Source organism: Propionispora vibrioides (genome assembly GCF_900110485.1).
In the GTDB taxonomy this organism is placed as follows: domain Bacteria; phylum Bacillota; class Negativicutes; order Propionisporales; family Propionisporaceae; genus Propionispora; species Propionispora vibrioides.
In genome coordinates this window covers 1-16017 of record NZ_FODY01000019.1, presented here as the reverse complement: position 1 = coordinate 16017, position 16017 = coordinate 1, and the positions used below count along the sequence as shown (strand labels likewise).

General features: G+C 43.4%; 18 protein-coding genes. 3 read left to right on the top strand and 15 right to left on the bottom strand.

Annotated features, from left to right (window positions below):
• Positions 1–9: 9 nt before the first annotated feature.
• The gene (locus tag BMW43_RS14200) at positions 10–345 is read right to left on the bottom strand and encodes a hypothetical protein (RefSeq protein WP_091748909.1); all 336 of its coding nucleotides are present in this window, start codon (positions 343–345) and stop codon (positions 10–12) included.
• A gap of 162 nt (positions 346–507) precedes the next feature.
• Here BMW43_RS14200 and BMW43_RS14195 point away from each other — a divergent pair, with 162 nt between their 5' ends.
• Positions 508–852 carry a hypothetical protein gene (locus BMW43_RS14195; protein ID WP_091748906.1) on the top strand — a complete coding sequence of 115 codons (345 nt, stop codon included), beginning with the start codon at positions 508–510 and terminating at the stop codon, positions 850–852.
• 42 nt (positions 853–894) lie between these two features.
• Here BMW43_RS14195 and bcp read toward each other — a convergent pair whose 3' ends face one another.
• The 14 genes from bcp to BMW43_RS14125 all read right to left on the bottom strand — a co-directional run bounded on the left by bcp (position 895) and on the right by BMW43_RS14125 (position 14012).
• The gene (gene bcp, locus BMW43_RS14190) at positions 895–1353 is read right to left on the bottom strand and encodes a thioredoxin-dependent thiol peroxidase (protein WP_091748903.1); all 459 of its coding nucleotides are present in this window, start codon (positions 1351–1353) and stop codon (positions 895–897) included.
• A 25-nt stretch (positions 1354–1378) separates the two neighbouring features.
• A complete protein-coding gene (locus tag BMW43_RS14185; RefSeq protein WP_091748901.1) occupies positions 1379–2260 on the bottom strand; it encodes a hydroxymethylglutaryl-CoA lyase-like TIM-barrel protein in 882 nt (293 codons plus the stop codon).
• Between the two features lie 19 nt (positions 2261–2279).
• The gene (locus BMW43_RS14180; protein WP_143050627.1) at positions 2280–3383 is read right to left on the bottom strand and encodes a homocitrate synthase/isopropylmalate synthase family protein; all 1104 of its coding nucleotides are present in this window, start codon (positions 3381–3383) and stop codon (positions 2280–2282) included.
• Between the two features lie 472 nt (positions 3384–3855).
• Complete coding sequence (locus BMW43_RS14175; protein WP_091748896.1) at positions 3856–4479, bottom strand: Fe-only nitrogenase accessory AnfO family protein; 624 nt, start codon at positions 4477–4479, stop codon at positions 3856–3858.
• Between the two features lie 27 nt (positions 4480–4506).
• Complete coding sequence (locus tag BMW43_RS14170; protein ID WP_091748890.1) at positions 4507–4815, bottom strand: 2Fe-2S ferredoxin; 309 nt, start codon at positions 4813–4815, stop codon at positions 4507–4509.
• Positions 4816–4835: 20 nt separating this feature from the next.
• Positions 4836–6113: a nitrogenase cofactor biosynthesis protein NifB gene (nifB, locus tag BMW43_RS14165; RefSeq protein ID WP_091748887.1), complete on the bottom strand. Its 1278-nt coding sequence runs from the start codon at positions 6111–6113 to the stop codon at positions 4836–4838.
• Positions 6114–6123: 10 nt separating this feature from the next.
• A complete protein-coding gene (locus tag BMW43_RS14160; RefSeq protein ID WP_091748884.1) occupies positions 6124–7518 on the bottom strand; it encodes a nitrogenase component 1 in 1395 nt (464 codons plus the stop codon).
• Between the two features lie 15 nt (positions 7519–7533).
• Positions 7534–8880 carry a nitrogenase iron-molybdenum cofactor biosynthesis protein NifE gene (gene nifE / locus BMW43_RS14155; RefSeq protein ID WP_091748881.1) on the bottom strand — a complete coding sequence of 449 codons (1347 nt, stop codon included), beginning with the start codon at positions 8878–8880 and terminating at the stop codon, positions 7534–7536.
• An 85-nt stretch (positions 8881–8965) separates the two neighbouring features.
• Entirely contained in the window at positions 8966–10354 is a 1389-nt protein-coding gene (gene nifK / locus BMW43_RS14150) for a nitrogenase molybdenum-iron protein subunit beta (RefSeq protein WP_091748878.1), read from the bottom strand.
• Position 10355: 1 nt separating this feature from the next.
• The gene (gene nifD, locus BMW43_RS14145) at positions 10356–11969 is read right to left on the bottom strand and encodes a nitrogenase molybdenum-iron protein alpha chain (protein ID WP_091748875.1); all 1614 of its coding nucleotides are present in this window, start codon (positions 11967–11969) and stop codon (positions 10356–10358) included.
• Positions 11970–11992: 23 nt separating this feature from the next.
• Positions 11993–12403: a P-II family nitrogen regulator gene (locus tag BMW43_RS14140; RefSeq protein ID WP_091748872.1), complete on the bottom strand. Its 411-nt coding sequence runs from the start codon at positions 12401–12403 to the stop codon at positions 11993–11995.
• 12 nt (positions 12404–12415) lie between these two features.
• The gene (locus BMW43_RS14135) at positions 12416–12742 is read right to left on the bottom strand and encodes a P-II family nitrogen regulator (RefSeq protein WP_091748869.1); all 327 of its coding nucleotides are present in this window, start codon (positions 12740–12742) and stop codon (positions 12416–12418) included.
• A 38-nt stretch (positions 12743–12780) separates the two neighbouring features.
• On the bottom strand, positions 12781–13599 hold the full coding sequence (nifH, locus tag BMW43_RS14130) for a nitrogenase iron protein (RefSeq protein WP_091748866.1): 819 nt from the start codon (positions 13597–13599) through the stop codon (positions 12781–12783).
• Between the two features lie 209 nt (positions 13600–13808).
• Positions 13809–14012, bottom strand: coding sequence for a TOBE domain-containing protein (locus tag BMW43_RS14125; protein WP_091748863.1), 204 nt, complete (start codon positions 14010–14012; stop codon positions 13809–13811).
• Between the two features lie 457 nt (positions 14013–14469).
• On the opposite strand from BMW43_RS14125, the gene BMW43_RS14120 reads away from it, so the two are divergent.
• The gene (locus tag BMW43_RS14120; protein WP_091748860.1) at positions 14470–15627 is read left to right on the top strand and encodes an acyltransferase; all 1158 of its coding nucleotides are present in this window, start codon (positions 14470–14472) and stop codon (positions 15625–15627) included.
• A gap of 117 nt (positions 15628–15744) precedes the next feature.
• The coding region (locus BMW43_RS14115) for a hypothetical protein (RefSeq protein WP_091748857.1) at positions 15745–16017 on the top strand (273 nt) is incomplete at its 3' end.

The following is a 16017-nucleotide window of genomic DNA, read 5'->3' as shown; positions in this document are numbered from 1 at the left end:
CAGCCATGATTATTTATGCCATTTATGGCGCAGCGGCGGCCGTTTCGGTCCATTTCCACTGTCTCGCCTGAAAATCATCCATAGCAGCAATCCCAAAATAATGATATAGCCAAGAATCCCCGGTACAATATTAAGATCCATCAATATGGTGATAAACGTCAAAAAAGATAAGAAATACATGCTCTTTTTTATATCCACAAAGGGATAGCGGGATAATATCAAATAAAGGATCAATAAAATTGCCAAATCAATTACAACAAGCATAAACGGATTTACAAACAATTCTTTGGCAATCGCTCCACCCAGGATAACTACCAGAAAATATAACCAGAGCTGCTGATTCATTTTATAACCTCCTGTGACCAGTTAATATTTTTCTATTTTCTATATTTGTATTATAGCCTACTTATAAAAAAACATAAAATTAATTTAAAAGATTGTTTATAAAATTAATATTTTGAGCATACTTTTATTAAATACATATTAATAAAAGTAAGGAGTGTCATTATGGAATATTCATTTACCCTGTTTGAACCGCATAAAGAACGATCATCAAAATTAATCGAGCCCAGAATTGAATTAAGGCCCAATGGCCGCATTGTTTTTAATAAACTTGCAACGGAACTGTTAAACAACAGTCCATTCTGCATGATAGGCTATGATCAGGAAACTCGTACGGTGGGCTTGCTCCCCCTAGGCGAACAAAACGTCAATTCCTTTCCTATCCGTTATGCAACCAAAGGCGCTTATGTCGGTGCAAAGAAGTTTTTTAAGCATTTTGATATTTTGCCTGAGCAATTAATAGAAAACAATCCTTTCGCTTCGGGCGATTTTATCGGAATTAAACTGTAAAAAGTAGGGGTGCACATCGCGCCCCTACTTTTTATTTTACACTCAAAGCAACTTTAACACCTGTTCAATATGTCCAGCTACCTTAACTTTGCGAAAAACATGAGAAATAACGCCTTGCGGGTCAATAATGAACGTTGAGCGCTCTATGCCCATAACCTTTTTGCCATACATGTTTTTTTCCTTCCACACGCCGTACTGCCCTGCAACAACGCCATCCGGATCGCTCAATAGCAAAAAAGGCAAATTGAATTTACCGATAAACTTAGTATGAGCTGTTATAGGATCACGGCTAACACCTAAAATAATCGCCTGTTTTGCTTCAAGTTGACTCTGTGCATCCCGAAACTCACAAGCTTCCTGCGTACATCCCGGCGTATTATCTTTGGGATAAAAGTACAAAACAACACTTTTTCCCAGCCATTGCCGTAAACTTACCTGCTGACCATTTGAAGCCAATAAAGAAAAGTCCGGCGCAACGCTTCCTGGTGCTAATAACTCCATCACTCTTCCCGCCTCTTCTGCCTTATTATCCGGCGTCTCTTTTTTTACTTACGTATTTCTCATATTTCAAACCCTTCATTTGACTGCCAATGACCGGTTTATAGGGAAAACTATAAGGTGAAACCATCATTGCCAGGCGATTACTGGCTTTAGTCCTGATGAAAGGAGCCGTGTTTCCAAATACGGCCAAAGCGGCAACTATTTCTTCCAGTGCAGCATTACCTGCCCGCTCACCAATGCCGGCAATAGTAGTGCTCACATATTGCACTCCTGCTTTGCAGGCTGCTACCGTATTTGCCGTTGCCAGCCCAAAATCATTGTGGGCATGAAATTCTATCGGCAATGGACAGGAAGCATTCAATTCCTTTAGCACAGAAAAAGTAGTAAACGGTTCCAGACATCCGACTGTATCGGCAAACCGAATCCGCTTAGCTCCCCATTTTGCCGCTGTATGAGCAACTTGTAGAAAAAATTCCCGGTCAGCCCTGGAAGCATCTTCGGCTCCGACAAATACCGTACAGCCAAAGCTCCTGGCAAAACGAATCATATCTTTTAATTGCAGTATAATCCAATCCCGGTTTTTTTTCAATTTGTTGTAAATATGAAAATCCGATACAGGTACTGAAATATGGACAAAAGAAAAGCCGCATTGAACCGATGCTAATATATCTTCTCTTCTTGCCCTGTTCCAAGAAAACACTGTTGCTTTCAAACGAGCAGATAAAATGGCCCGCATTGCCTCTTGCTCTTCTTCTCCCATGGCCGGAGTTCCGGCTTCAATCCAGCTAATGCCGGCCTGATCCAGTGCCCGCGCAATCAGAACTTTCTCCTTTATGGAAAATGCAACGCCTGCTGCCTGCTCTCCATCTCTAAGTGTTGTGTCCACAAATTCCACTGTCTGCGTCATTAGTTCCTCACCTCTCCCTTCATTGATCTCGCGCGAGTTCCGTATCGTAGATTTTTCTGATTTGCTCTTCCCCCAAATTTCCTTTTTGCAACACGGCAAGTTTTCGTATTTTAGGCAGCAATGCCCTGATTTCTTCGTCGGTTGCCTGAATATTCATCTGTTGGAGTTTGACTCGTAAAGATACGGAACCTGAGTGTTTGCCAATAACCAGTTTTCGTATCAAGCCAACTTCCTCCGGCGAAAAAGCTTCATATAAGGAAGGATCTTTCACAACACCATCGACATGCAAACCGGATTCATGGGTAAAGATGCCGGTGCCGATAATTGCTTTATTAACCGGGACTTTAAGCCCCATGCAAGCCAGAATATGAGCACAATTGCTTGCCAAGGACGCATCAATATCGACAGTTTTTTTAAGTAAATGCTTGCTGCCCAGAAGGACTTCTTCCATTGCAGCGTGCCCACGTTCCCCCACCCCACCAATCGCTGTAGCAATCCTTCCAACACCGGCTCTGATTGCTGCTAAAGCATTCGAGGTAGCCATGCCATACATATTATGCCCATGAAACTCCAAAGAGCAGGGAATAACTTTTGCCATATAGTTCAAAGCCTCATAAACCTGAAAAGAGTCAAGCCGGCCTTCTTTATCACCATAAATGAACGACTTTATATTGAATTTAACCAATAATTTAAGATAAAAATCTATATCAACCGCAGAAATCTGCGCCGCATTTTCAATGTGCAGAAAAATATCCAGATTAAGCCGTGTGGCGGCCTCTAATAAGGGATACAATTTTTTACTGTTGCTTTTTCGTGACACATGGGGGCAAAAAATACTAATTTTATCAAACCCCAAGTGATAGGCTTTATATAATTCATGCATATTAGGTCTTATATTGCCACGAAAAAAATAGTTTGCCATGTTGCAAGAGCGAAGCCCGCTTTTCTCCCAATCGGAAACGACAACATCAATATAACCAACCTGCAACTCTTTTATCGCTTTAAGCATCAATTGCAAGTTAGCAGATCGTATATTTCTTCTCAGCCCCTCATTAACTGTTTGGTCCATGTAAATGACAGGTTTATTCACAACTATCACTCCAATTACCGAAAATCCTGACAATTAAAATTTCACTTAATTGGATCAGAATTTCAGCCCTGGCTTATAAGCTAGTACTTTACCAACTTTGAAATAAGAAGCCGATAGCGAGGCAGAATTTGGTCAGCCGGTACGGAGGCAAAAGACATATCGCCAGTATGCCGACTGACGACAACGAAGGATGCGGAATGTTGATCGTCAGCAATTTCTAGTTTCAAGATTGGTGGGAGCACCAGGGGCAGCATCTGTTTGTAACGATGGCTACCAAAAAGCAAAAGAGACTCATGGATAATACATTATCCACAAGCCTCTTTGCTTGCTTATATAAAGCATATGACTTTATAACCATACAGGCATTATACATAAATTAACAGAAAAAGACTTACAAACGTTGATGTTTATAAGCCACTTTGCTTAGTTTCCCCAAATAATTTTCAATTTAATTAGACTATAACATATATCGAAACTCTTGACAATACCCTGATAAAATTCAAAATCAGCCTCTGCTGCTAATATTTACTTTCACCTCATTGGCATTAATACGTTCCACCGTATAATTCAGCTTTTTTTCCATCAGTTCGGCTTCCAGCCAGGGGGGAATATGTTTACACTGTATACCAATAGTCTCAAACTTTCCTTTACGCAGCAGCGGCAATAGTACTTGTTTGGAGGTAACGCCGGCATTATTCTGCTGGACTTTTGTTAAGTTTACAAAATAATGTCCGCAGGAAGGTTCTTCAATGAAGGACTCCACACTGGGCTTAACTACCGTAATTTTTTGCGTGGCCAACTCCCGTTCCCGCTCCCAGACTTCATCCAGAAAGCTTTCCGGTTTTCCCTCAATCTCCCACACATTAACCTGAGCCTTTTCCAGTTCAAAGTAAGGAACACCCTGTACGGCTAAGGCAATAAAAGTTTTACATTGCTGCAAAAAGGCAATCAGTTCTGTCATTTTTTTTCGCAACCCGACTAACCCTTGCCCGTAATCAAAAGAGACCGACATTTGACGGACGGGAGTCCATACTGTATTTTCTTTGGCATAAACTACTAAAATTCCCGGTTCATTAATTCCTGCCGTTACCTGCCGCTCGTTGACCAGTACGGCAATTTCCTTAGCCATCAAATTCGCCTCCTTAAACTAACTTCCTTATAGCGCCAAACGCTGCACAATCGAGTCGCCCTCAATATGCTCATCCATAATTTCCTCTACATCGTCAGGCGTAACCGAACCATACCATACATTGTCAGGATAGACAACGACAATCGTTCCCTGTTCGCAGATACCAAAACAACCTGTATTGGAAATAAACACTTCACCACTAAGATCCCGGTCCCTGATTTCTTCCATAAAGGCTTCTACTACACCAACCGCATCCTTTGTCAGGCAAAACCCTTTTGCCGGTCCGGTCATCCGCGAGCTGGTACAGACAAATATATGGCGTTTAGGTTTGTTCATGTTCATCCTCCATCATTGATTTATATCACTTTTTTTAAGGTAAGTTGTTCAACCGCAAATTTCAAACCGCTTTCCACTGTATAGCAATATTCAATACTGTCAATTCCATGCTCTTTCAACATCGCTTGCGCATTATAGCCAATACGCATAGTCAGTACCGCATCACAGTCGGCAATGGCTTGAATAATCATTTTCCGTCTTGCCATTTCTTCGTCACATTCTTCCATGCCTAAACAATATTTAGCTGACTTTCTAACCTCAGTCTGTTTAAAAACAGAACCGTCACCTTCAAAAATTAAAAACTCCGTGGCATGGCCAAAGTGAAGATCGACTAGTTTGCCGTGCTTGGAGGTCACGGCAATTTTGAACAGTTTAGTTTCAGGAACAAGCTCATTTACCTCGGAACCGACTTCCGATTGACAGGTGCGGAATTCCGTAGACCGGTCTTCTTTGAGAAGGCCAATCGCGTCAGCCCGACATTGCTGACAGTGTCTCATCTGCTGAATATCCAACTGACATAGATTACGCATTTCATTAATGTCTTTCATGCTTGTTTGCGAGTAGGTTTCAAAAACACTACCTGGCGCTGGAATCAAGGGCATAATATTGGTAATAAAGGCGCCTAATTCTTTTACTTTTTTCACTATCAGGGGAATATGCTGATCGTTTATCCCTTTGATCATGACAATATTGATCTTGACCAGCACACCTTGCTTCGCCAAGTATTCCACGCCTGCCAATTGGTTGCCGATTAATAACCTTGCACCGGTTTCTCCGCTGTACGTTTCACCTTGATAAGTTACCGATTTATAAATCTTAGCTCCAATTTCAGGCTCCAAACAGTTAACCGTTACCGTTACATGACGAACACCACTGCTTACTATTTCTTCAGCGTACTCGGGCAGCATCAAGCCATTGGTCGACAAGCAAAAGGTAGTTTCCGGCGAAACCGCTTTGATCAGTGCAATGCTCTTCCTTACTGCCGGCCAGTTGGCCAGAGCATCCCCCGGTCCGGCAATCCCGACAACCGTTACGTTTTCAATTTTTTCTTTTACCATTAAGAATTTCTCTTTTGCGGCTTCCGGAGAAAGAATCTCGCTTGTCACTCCCGGCCGGCTCTCATTAACACAATCAAACTTCCGGTTACAGTAATTACAGCTGATATTACAGGCCGGAGCTACCGGTATATGCATACGGGCGTATCTACGATGTGCACCGGCAGAATAGCAGGGATGTTGTTGTGTTTTTTGCTGTAAGATTTCGGAATTACTATTTTCGTCTGAACATTTGCAAGACATCTTTCTCACCTCAATTCATATCGCAGGCCAGTGGCTGCTCCAAACCCTGATAAAAGTTTTCATACATGGACTTTCTATAAGAACGGCGTTTTTCTGCCAGCAGAGTATTGGTGATCCGGTCTAAGAACATAGCCGTTCCCGTATAACCAACTGACAAAAGTCGTTGCCCCCCTACACGGTCATGAATGGGAAAGCCCAATCTTACCAACGGAATTTTTTCATGTTCTTCAATGTATCTTCCATCTGAGTGTCCAATGGCAATGTTGGCTCCTGCGTTCTTAGCCTCACGGCGGAGTGTTACGAAATCAGTGGCAGACAATACAATAACTGGCGGTGCATCGACTTCTGCCCTGTCCTTTTCTATTAGTTCCGCAAACTTGTTATTGCGGCTGCCGGTGCCAATCACAACAGGAAATACTCCATTTTCAAAACAAATTTTACTCACAGCGTATACCAACTCCGGTTCACCAAAAATTACGCTGCGCCCCTGAAAATTATATTTATGTGAATCCACCATAGCGTCCAGCAATCTCCCCCGTTCCGCTTCTATGTTTGGCGGTAAGTAGGAGTGATTGGTGATTTGACCTAAAGCTGTCATAAACCGGTCTGTGTTCTCCAGACCAATCGGAATCGGCACATTATACAGAGGGACACCAAACTCTTCTTCCAGATATTTTCCCGGTGATAGCTCATCATCCATCGTAACACCAAGTTGTATGGTTGCAATAGCTCCCGGCATTGCTTCTATTTCAGCAAGGGGAGTTCCACCTGCCGGTATTTTCGTATACGGTTTGGCCAATGGTCTGTCCAGTGTATCGGAAACATCAGGAAACAGCGTATACTGAATATCCATCATTTGCAAAATCCTTTTTATCTCCCGGACATCGGCACTACTGATATGCGGCACGATAATATTAACCTTATTATGTTTTCTGGCCGTTTTTTTCGCCAGCTTCATTACGATTTTTTTTAAGGCAAGAAGGTAACCTTCCGTATGCGATCCGCCATAACCCGGTGTGGGTACGGCAACAATGGCCAGTTCCTCCCGGTCTTTTGTCAGTTGGTATTCGGCTGTAATTCGCTCAATATCTTCACCAATCGTTTCGGACAAGCAGGTAGTAAGCACACCGATAAGTTTAGGCTGATATACTCGGATAATATTATCCAAAGCCTGTGTTAAGTTTTTTTCGCCACCGTATACCGTACCCTTTTCATTTAGCGAGGAAGAGCCTACATCCACCGGTTCATTAAAATGTTCGGCAATATGCCGGCGCATATAGGTACTGCACCCTTGAGAGCCATGTATAATAACCATGGCGTTTTCTATTCCCTTAAACGGAATAATACCACCCATGGGCATACACATATTGCATGGATTCTCATTTACATTTCGTGCAATTGTCATCTGTTTCCCTCCTTGCTATGCTTTAATGTATTTCCAGACCGGCGAACATACGGTGGAATAAACTTCCGCAGCAAAATTCACGGCTCCGACAAAACCGCTTAACGGATGCTTACGGTCATGATTATGATCAACAAAAGCCTTACCTAGCTTATAGGCCAACGGCCTTTCCTTCACACCGCCAACCAGTAAGTCTGCTTCCTGCTCAACCATAAACCGTTCCAGTTCGGCAGGATTTGCATCATCTAAAATAACCGTACCTTGTTGAACCAGCTTGTCAATTGTTTCATACTCTTCTTTTCGCCCTGTCTGTGTCCCGATCATGACTACTTCCATGCCGATTTCACGAAACTGTTTAATTAATGAAATCGCCTTGAAACCGCCGCCGACATAGACTGCCGCCTTCTTTCCGGCCAGTTTGCCTCGATAACTATCTATCTGAGGCTTAACCACTGCCAGTTCTCTGGCTATTAGGCGTTCGGCCCTCTCCAGCATAGCGGGATCATGAAAGGCTTGGGCAATCCGGCGTAGTGAATCTGCCGTATCCTCCAATCCTAAAAATGAAACGTTCAGATAAGGAATTTGATAGAGTTCTTCGATCTTAGCAGCCAGATAATGCATCGAACCGGCACATTGAATGATGTTTAGAGAAGCACCGGTTGCCTTTTTCAGATCTTCATAGTTCGAATCACCGGTAAATACCACATTTAATTTGACACCAATTTCTTCCAGATATTTTCTAATAATCCAGGCTTCACCGGCCAAATTAAAGTCACCCAGATAATTAATCGTTTTTTCCTGTTTTGCCAGTTTGACATCACCAGGATGAATTAAACGCAACAGAGCTTCTCCGGCGGCACGGTAACCTGCCGCTTTGTTGCCGATAAAACCACTGGACTGCACGGGAATAACTTCAATATTGTGCCTTTGGGCTGCCGCTTTGCAGACAGCCTCCAAATCGTCACCAATGACGCCTACGATACAAGTAGAGTATACTATAACCAGTTTGGCCGACTTATGCTTAGCAATCAGCTCATCAATCGCGGCTGCCAGCTTTTTTTCACCGCCAAAGATAACGTCCTGTTCTTTTAAATCGGTGGAAAAGCTATTGCGATACAGATCCTCGCCACTACTAAGACTGCCACGGATATCCCAGGTATAACTGGCACAGCCGATTGGACCATGCACCAGATGGATTGCATCAGTAATCGGATTAAGGACTACTCTGGCTCCGCAATATACACAGGCCCGCTGGCTGACACAGCCCGCGATACTGTCGGCATCACAAGCAAGCTGTTTTTTTTGTTTTCCTTTAATTGTTATAAAATCTTCCCTGTCGCGTATAACGGCCGCCTCACTCACCATCTGTCACATCCTTTCCGTTGCTATTCGCCTGATAGTCTATGAGTACAGGAAAGCAAGTTTCCCCTGTACCCATAGATTACAGCTATTACATAACCAATTCAAAATCCTCGTCAGCCGCATCCCGGTCGGCTCGGTCCAGTAAAGCGCCGCTGATCATTTCCACAATCCGCATGGCCCCGCGATAGCCGACAATCGGCAGATAGGAATGAACACTGCGGTCTAAAATGGGAAAACCGATGCGTACAAAAGGAATATCTTCAGCGCGGGCAATATACTTGCCATAGGTATTGCCAATGAGCAAATCGACAGGTTCATTCTTAATCCATTGATGGAGTTCAAACAAATCACCTGGTGCTTTCACATTAGCCTTCACCCCTGCTGCTTTCAGCATACCCTGGATTTCATTTTCAAAACCGGCCAATCCGGAACCTAAGGCGCCGGCCGGCGTACCGGTCAACACATGCACAGGCAGCATACCCAGACTCAGCAGGAATTCGGTCAGACCTGTAACAACATCAGGATCACCAAAAACGGCAACTTTTTTACCATGGAAATGGAAATGCGTATCGGTCATGATATCAACGAGCTGCCCGCGTTCTTCTTCCAGCTCATAAGGAATTTCCGCAGCAAAAGCAGACCGTAATGCCATAAGAAAATCATCCGTAGCTTTTACACCAATTGGAGTTTTTAAAGAAACTGCCGGTACTTTACATTTCTTCTCCAGTTGATCCGCCGCATCCTGAGAAGCAAACCGGCCTAGCGCCAGGGTTGCTTTTGAGTTTCCGGCATCTTTTAATTCTTCCAGGGTAACGCCGCCCTTGGGGTACATTTCAAATTTACCCGTCATCGGTGAATCTACTACACCTGATGTATCAGGAAACATAATGAATTTAAGCTGCATAGCTTTTACGATCCTTTTAATCTCACGCATATCACCGGGATTAACAAAGCCGGGAATAATATTTATCTGTTCCTTTTTAAGGCCTTCCGAGGCTTGTGCAAAGTAAATAACCATGGCTTTCGTCATATTGGAAAAGCCGGTAATATGAGATCCCTGATAGCTTGGCGTATTGGCATGGAATACCACTTTCCCCTCCGGAATTTCCGATTGTTTGATAATCGTAGGAATATCGTCGCCAATCGTTTCAGACAGACAGGTAGTATGGACCGCCATGACATCCGGATTATATAAGGTGAAAACATTTTTTATGGCTGTTTTTAAGTTGGCACCGCCGCCAAAAACAGAAGCCCCTTCGGTAAAGCTACTAGTAGACGCCATGATGGGATCACGGAAATGCCTGGTTAAATGCATCCGGTGAAAGGAGCAGCACCCTTGCGACCCATGGCTGTGAGGCAAACAGCCCTTTATGCCAAGCGCTGCGTACATAGCGCCAATAGGTTGACAGGTCTTGGCGGGATTGATGACGGCGCCGCTTGGACGTTGTTTTATTTCTTTCGGTGTATAATCAAGCATCTTATTTGTCGCCTCCTTCATTCATTTCCCCCGACAAAGCCGGACTGTTTTTCCAGGGTGGAGTGATAAAGTTCCAGGTCGGTGAAGCAAAACCCATGCTAACGTCACGGGCAAAATTCACCGCACCGTTAAATCCGGCATAAGGACCGCTATAGTCATAGGAATGCAGTTGTTTTGCCGGTATACCCATCTTTTGAACTACATACTTATCCTTGATACCGGAAGAAAAAATATCCGGTTTCAGCAATTTGATAAATTCTTCTGTTTCAAAATGATTCAAATCATCGACAATGATATGGCCTTCTCTCATATCGACATTCATTCCCGGGTAATCGCTTAAAGGAATCCGTTGCTTAAGCTCGGCCAGCTTTTCCGGCGACATTTTCAGCCGGAACCGCTTCGGATCTGCTTCTACATGAAGATCCGGAATATTCTTGCTGTCGGCATCGGGTTTAATACTAGGAATGACGTCGCGGCCTTCATAGTCGTCACGGTGAGCGAATTCATAACCGGCCAAGATGGTTTCGATGCCTAATTCACGGAACAATCCTTGGAAGTGATGCCCCCGCGAACCGCCAACAAAGCAAAAAGCGGTTTTATTCTGACACAATTTGGCGTATTGATCAATAATCGGCTGTACACGAGCCACTTCACGGGCAATAACGGCTTCCGTCCTGGCAGTGAGTTCTGCATCATCAAAATACAGCGCCATATCACGAAGGCTCTTTATTGTTGACTCAATGCCTACAAAATTAACTTTAAGCCAGGGAGTTCCATATTTAGTCTCGATTTTTTCCGCAATGTAGTTAATGGACCGATGGCATTGCACCAGATTGAGTTCTGCTACATGTGCATTGCGCATCTGTTCCCAGGAACCGTCGCCAGTCATCACCGACACAACATGATAACCGATATCCTTAAGGATACGTTCCACTTCCCAGCCATCGCCGCCAATGTTGTATTCGCCTAAGAGGTTTATCGAAAACTTTGCCGGTGCTTCCTCCTGCTCACCTTTGCCGATAACATGCTCCACAAAGCTGTTATTGGCAATATGATGTCCCGCCGACTGACTGACCCCTTTATATCCTTCACAGCTAAAAGCCAGGACCTGTATGCCATGACGTTTCTGCGCCTCTCTGGCTACGGCATTGATATCGTCACCAATTAACCCTACCGGGCAGGTAGCGGAAATGGTAATGGCCTTAGGCTGTAAAATTTCTACCACTTCATCAATCATAGCGGTCAATTTTTTCTCCCCGCCAAACACAATATCACTTTCCTGCATATCGGTAGAAAAAGAGTAGTTAACGAAATTTTTAATATGATCCTCCCGTTTCGCTTTATTGCGGCGGGTGCCCCAGGTATAATAGGCACAGCCAATCGGCCCATGGGTAATATGAACCATATCTTTAATAGGACCTAGAACAACACCCTTACAACCGGCATAAGCACAGCCGCGGTTGGTAATAATACCGGGAATAGTACGGGTATTCGCTTCAATTTCCGGATTTTCGATTTCACCATTTTTAATCAAAATATGTTTACGCCGGTTTTTTTGCACTTTACTCGGCATCTTTTCAAATAGTTCTTGCAAATCTTTCTCGGTAACTGCCATGCTTCTCCCCCCTTTTACCTTACTTAAATAGCCTCGTCTCCGGTTTCTCCGGTACGCACACGAACAACATCACCTAAAGGTAAGACAAATATTTTTCCGTCACCAACATGATTATCGGTCCTATTGGCAACCGTAATTGCTTCTACAATGTTAGATACATCTTGGTCATGGGCCATGATATTAAACATCCGTCGCGGGAACAATCGGGCACCGTTCAAAAAACTTTCAATTAATACTTCGGCATTTGCCCGGTCTTCCTCACTCGTCATAGATAGCAATTCTCTTTTGCGATCTTCAATCGTAGAGGTATCCACAACCATTTTCCCGCGGCCAACTACCTTGGTAGCAGTGAAACCTGCCGCACCGGCTTCAATCAGTGCTTTTTTCGTCGCATTGGTTTTATTCATGCGCACAATTGCGATGATCTCTTTCATTCCCAATACCTCCTATAAGCCTTTTTTGCCAGTCGATACCGTATAGGCTTCCTCTATCGGAGATATGAATATTTTCCCATCGCCGAAAGTTCCATTTTCACCGGTTTTAGCAACTCGCAGGATGACACTGATCACATCGTCTCTATCCTCATCACGTACGGCAGTCATAATCATAACCTTGGGAATTTCATCATACACGATACCACCAACTTTAATTCCCTTTTGCTTGCCGCGACCTACAACATCAAATACCGTAGCGGCATGGAAGCCGGCTGTGGAAAGCTCATACAAGACTTCGTCCTTTTTTTCCGGTCTTACGATAGCTCTAACTAATAACATAGATTATCTTCTCCTCTACTATTAAGCTATTTCTTTCATTACCCCAGAATCCCGTAGGACATCATCAACTCTTCCAAACGGTCTTGTGTCATCGGTTTAGGCACAACAAACATTTTATTTTGATTGATGGCCGTAGCTAATTTTCTGTATTCATCTGCCTGACCTTCTTTAGGATCATAGTCGATAACCGTCTTTTTATTGATCTCAGCTCTTTGCACAACATTGTCACGGGGTACAAAATGGATAAGCTGCGAACCCAGCTCAGTAGCAAAAGCCTGTAATAAATCCAGTTCTCGGTCAACCTTCCGGCTGTTGCAGATAATACCGCCCAAACGCACACCGCCAGTTTGCGCATATTTCTGAATACCTTTAGAAATGTTGTTGGCTGCATAGAGAGCCATCAGTTCACCGGAGGCAACAATGTAAATTTCCTGGGCTTTGCCTTCCCGGATCGGCATGGCAAACCCGCCGCAAACAACGTCCCCCAGAACATCGTAGAACACATAGTCCAAATCAGGCGTATAGGCACCGAGCGATTCCAACAGGTTAATCGAGGTAATAATCCCACGTCCGGCACAACCAACGCCCGGTTCGGGTCCACCTGATTCGACACACATGGTACTTCTAAACCCTGGTTTTAAGATATCGTCCAATTCAATATCGTCGCCTTCATCACGCAATGTATCAAGAACGGTTTTTTGGCACAAACCGTTAAGCAATAACCGAGTGGAGTCAGCCTTCGGGTCACAGCCGACAACCATTACCTTTTTACCGGCCTCTGCTAAAGCAGCCACCGTATTCTGCGTAGTCGTAGATTTACCAATACCGCCTTTACCGTAAATCGCTACCTGTCTCATATATCTTTACCTCCATATCAATCGATTATTTTTCACTTCAACTTTCGACTTGAAAAAGAAAATGTTGTGCATTATAATATTTAAAAGAGTAACTGAATCCATGCACAATGGACTCGGATTGTTCTGCCTTCATAAATACCGCAAATATTTATGAAGGTTTCTTTTTTATCACCTTAGCTTTAGGACTCACCCCCTTAAAAGAATCAGCTCTATTTAATAACCATCATTTCAGTTGCTTTAATCAAAGCGGTCACGTTATCGCCAACAACCAGCTTCAAATCTTCAACTGAATCAACCGTGATGGCAGCCACTAACTCGACTCCCTGATAATCCATAACCACTTTAGCCATAACAGAACCTTTGATAATTTCCTTCACCGTTGCTGGCAATTTGTTTCTTCCGCTAATTTTCATAGACATCCACTCCTTTTTTGCTTGAAATCCTGAATAAAGAGAATGTTTATGGCTCATGTCACCGATCTTGCCGAAAAACAGAAGAGGCTCGTGGACAACACTATATCCACAAGCCTCTTTGCTTGTTCATCATAAAGCATATGATTTTATAAAATAGGCAAGAACTATACATAAACTAACAAAAAAAGGCTTATAAACATTTCTGTTTATAAGCCACTTTGCTTAGTTTTCTGAACCATTTTTAATTTAATTAGACTATAACATATATCGAAAACCTTGACAATACTTTGATTAAAATTCGCAATATTAAGATATCGCCTGTTTTTTGTAACATTATACAAAAAGAGTGGCGCATTTCTTGCTATAAATTAGACATTTCTTTACTTCTTTGATTTTACAGAGAAATCTGTTAAAATTATATATCGTTACAGGACTGCCCGCATAGGAGGTATTGTATATGTCCACTCAACGAATTCCCGCACTTGAATATATTCGCGGCATTTCCATGCTCGGAGTGATCGGTATCCACACGGGAGCCTATTCTTTAAGTAATCCTCATGTCAACATCCATCTATTCGGTTTATTGGAGATTGCCTCGCGGTTTAGTGTCCCCATTTTCTTTTTTGTTTCTGCTTTCGGTCTGTTTTTACACCAAAAAGATCTGACCGCACCTTTAAATTATACGGCTTTCATGAAAAAAAGACTTAAGACCGTCGGTATCCCTTACCTGATCTGGTCACTGCTTTATCTTGTTTATATTTCAGTCATCAGCCACAACCTTGCCGTGTGGTCAATCCCTGTGCTGCTTAAATATTTATTCTTCGGCCTAGCCTCTTACCAACTATACTTTCTGGTCTTATTACTATGGTTTTATGCCTTGATGCCTTTATGGCGGATTCTGCTGCGTTATATTTTAAAGAATCCCCTTACCAATTTACTAATTGCATTGGCCTTGCAAATTCTATTTAATTATTACTCCAGCTATTTGCTGGTCCCGCCTCCCACCGGTACGCTATTTCACGATTTGGTCGATTATCGGATGAATTATTGGATTGCCCACTATTTCTTTATTTTCATTCTGGGAGCTGTCTGTGCACTCCGCTTTGACTCATTCAAAACGATATTGACCTATCAGCGCCGGTACGTAACCGCTTTCTTTGCTATTACCCTCGGAGCTATCATGCTATACTATTACTACCTGCTGTTCGCCAAAGGCTACACTCCGGAAGAAGCGGTCTGCACCAATCATCAATTAGGTCCCATTGGTGTTTTATATACCGTTTCCTCTACTTTCTTCTGGTTCATGATTTTCAGCAAAGAGCACTGGCCGGCAGCTATTTCCGCCCTGCTGAATTCATTAGGAAAACATTCCTATTTCATTTACCTGGTCCATCCTTTTGTCATGTACTGCCTCTCCTACTATATGAATCATGCCGGCTATTTGTTTACGGCCAAGGCCACTATTCTCTTTTATCTGGCTACCTTGCTGCTTAGTCTTTTGCTTAGCCTATTTACTCAAAGGCTCAGTACTCATCTTCCCTGGCTTGGACGCTTGCTGACCGGCAGTATCCCTTCCCCCCGTGTGAAAAAAGCACCCACAACTGCTATCGGCTAAATGGCTGTCAATTCTAAAATAAAAAAGCTTGGCCGACTGTGAACCGGAGCAGGAAAAACGGACATTGAAAGACAAAGCCTCCAGTCGTAGGATAGAATTACGACTGGAGGCTTTGTCATGTCAGGGAAGAAAGGGATGTTACGGTATGGCCAGGAGATGAAAGAGATAGTAGTCCAGGGGTATCGTAGAGGGATTAGCATACGCGAATTAAGCAGACAATATGGAATCAGTCGATATGCCATCCAAAGCTGGTGCGGTCTGCGCAAGGAGGTGGAACTTCGCCATGCGGCGCCGCTACCCAAGGGACGACCTACAGAAAAGTCGAAAACGCAGGAACAAACCATAAAACGTCTGCAAATGGAAAATGAGCTGCTACGAAGTTTTCTCTCA

What these genes read in the sequence shown, in the direction of transcription:
- BMW43_RS14135 (WP_091748869.1), bottom strand. Translation starts at nt 12,742, where the DNA reads ATGTTATTAGTTAGAGCTATCGTAAGACCGGAAAAAAAGGACGAAGTC.
- BMW43_RS14140 (WP_091748872.1), bottom strand. Translation starts at nt 12,403, where the DNA reads ATGAAAGAGATCATCGCAATTGTGCGCATGAATAAAACCAATGCGACG.
- nifK (WP_091748878.1), bottom strand. Translation starts at nt 10,354, where the DNA reads ATGCTTGATTATACACCGAAAGAAATAAAACAACGTCCAAGCGGCGCC.
- BMW43_RS14170 (WP_091748890.1), bottom strand. Translation starts at nt 4,815, where the DNA reads ATGAACAAACCTAAACGCCATATATTTGTCTGTACCAGCTCGCGGATG.
- BMW43_RS14120 (WP_091748860.1), top strand. Translation starts at nt 14,470, where the DNA reads ATGTCCACTCAACGAATTCCCGCACTTGAATATATTCGCGGCATTTCC.
- BMW43_RS14185 (WP_091748901.1), bottom strand. Translation starts at nt 2,260, where the DNA reads ATGACGCAGACAGTGGAATTTGTGGACACAACACTTAGAGATGGAGAG.
- BMW43_RS14175 (WP_091748896.1), bottom strand. Translation starts at nt 4,479, where the DNA reads ATGGCTAAGGAAATTGCCGTACTGGTCAACGAGCGGCAGGTAACGGCA.
- nifB (WP_091748887.1), bottom strand. Translation starts at nt 6,113, where the DNA reads ATGTCTTGCAAATGTTCAGACGAAAATAGTAATTCCGAAATCTTACAG.
- nifE (WP_091748881.1), bottom strand. Translation starts at nt 8,880, where the DNA reads ATGGTGAGTGAGGCGGCCGTTATACGCGACAGGGAAGATTTTATAACA.
- BMW43_RS14195 (WP_091748906.1), top strand. Translation starts at nt 508, where the DNA reads ATGGAATATTCATTTACCCTGTTTGAACCGCATAAAGAACGATCATCA.
- BMW43_RS14200 (WP_091748909.1), bottom strand. Translation starts at nt 345, where the DNA reads ATGAATCAGCAGCTCTGGTTATATTTTCTGGTAGTTATCCTGGGTGGA.
- bcp (WP_091748903.1), bottom strand. Translation starts at nt 1,353, where the DNA reads ATGGAGTTATTAGCACCAGGAAGCGTTGCGCCGGACTTTTCTTTATTG.
- BMW43_RS14125 (WP_091748863.1), bottom strand. Translation starts at nt 14,012, where the DNA reads ATGAAAATTAGCGGAAGAAACAAATTGCCAGCAACGGTGAAGGAAATT.
- nifD (WP_091748875.1), bottom strand. Translation starts at nt 11,969, where the DNA reads ATGGCAGTTACCGAGAAAGATTTGCAAGAACTATTTGAAAAGATGCCG.
- nifH (WP_091748866.1), bottom strand. Translation starts at nt 13,599, where the DNA reads ATGAGACAGGTAGCGATTTACGGTAAAGGCGGTATTGGTAAATCTACG.
- BMW43_RS14160 (WP_091748884.1), bottom strand. Translation starts at nt 7,518, where the DNA reads ATGACAATTGCACGAAATGTAAATGAGAATCCATGCAATATGTGTATG.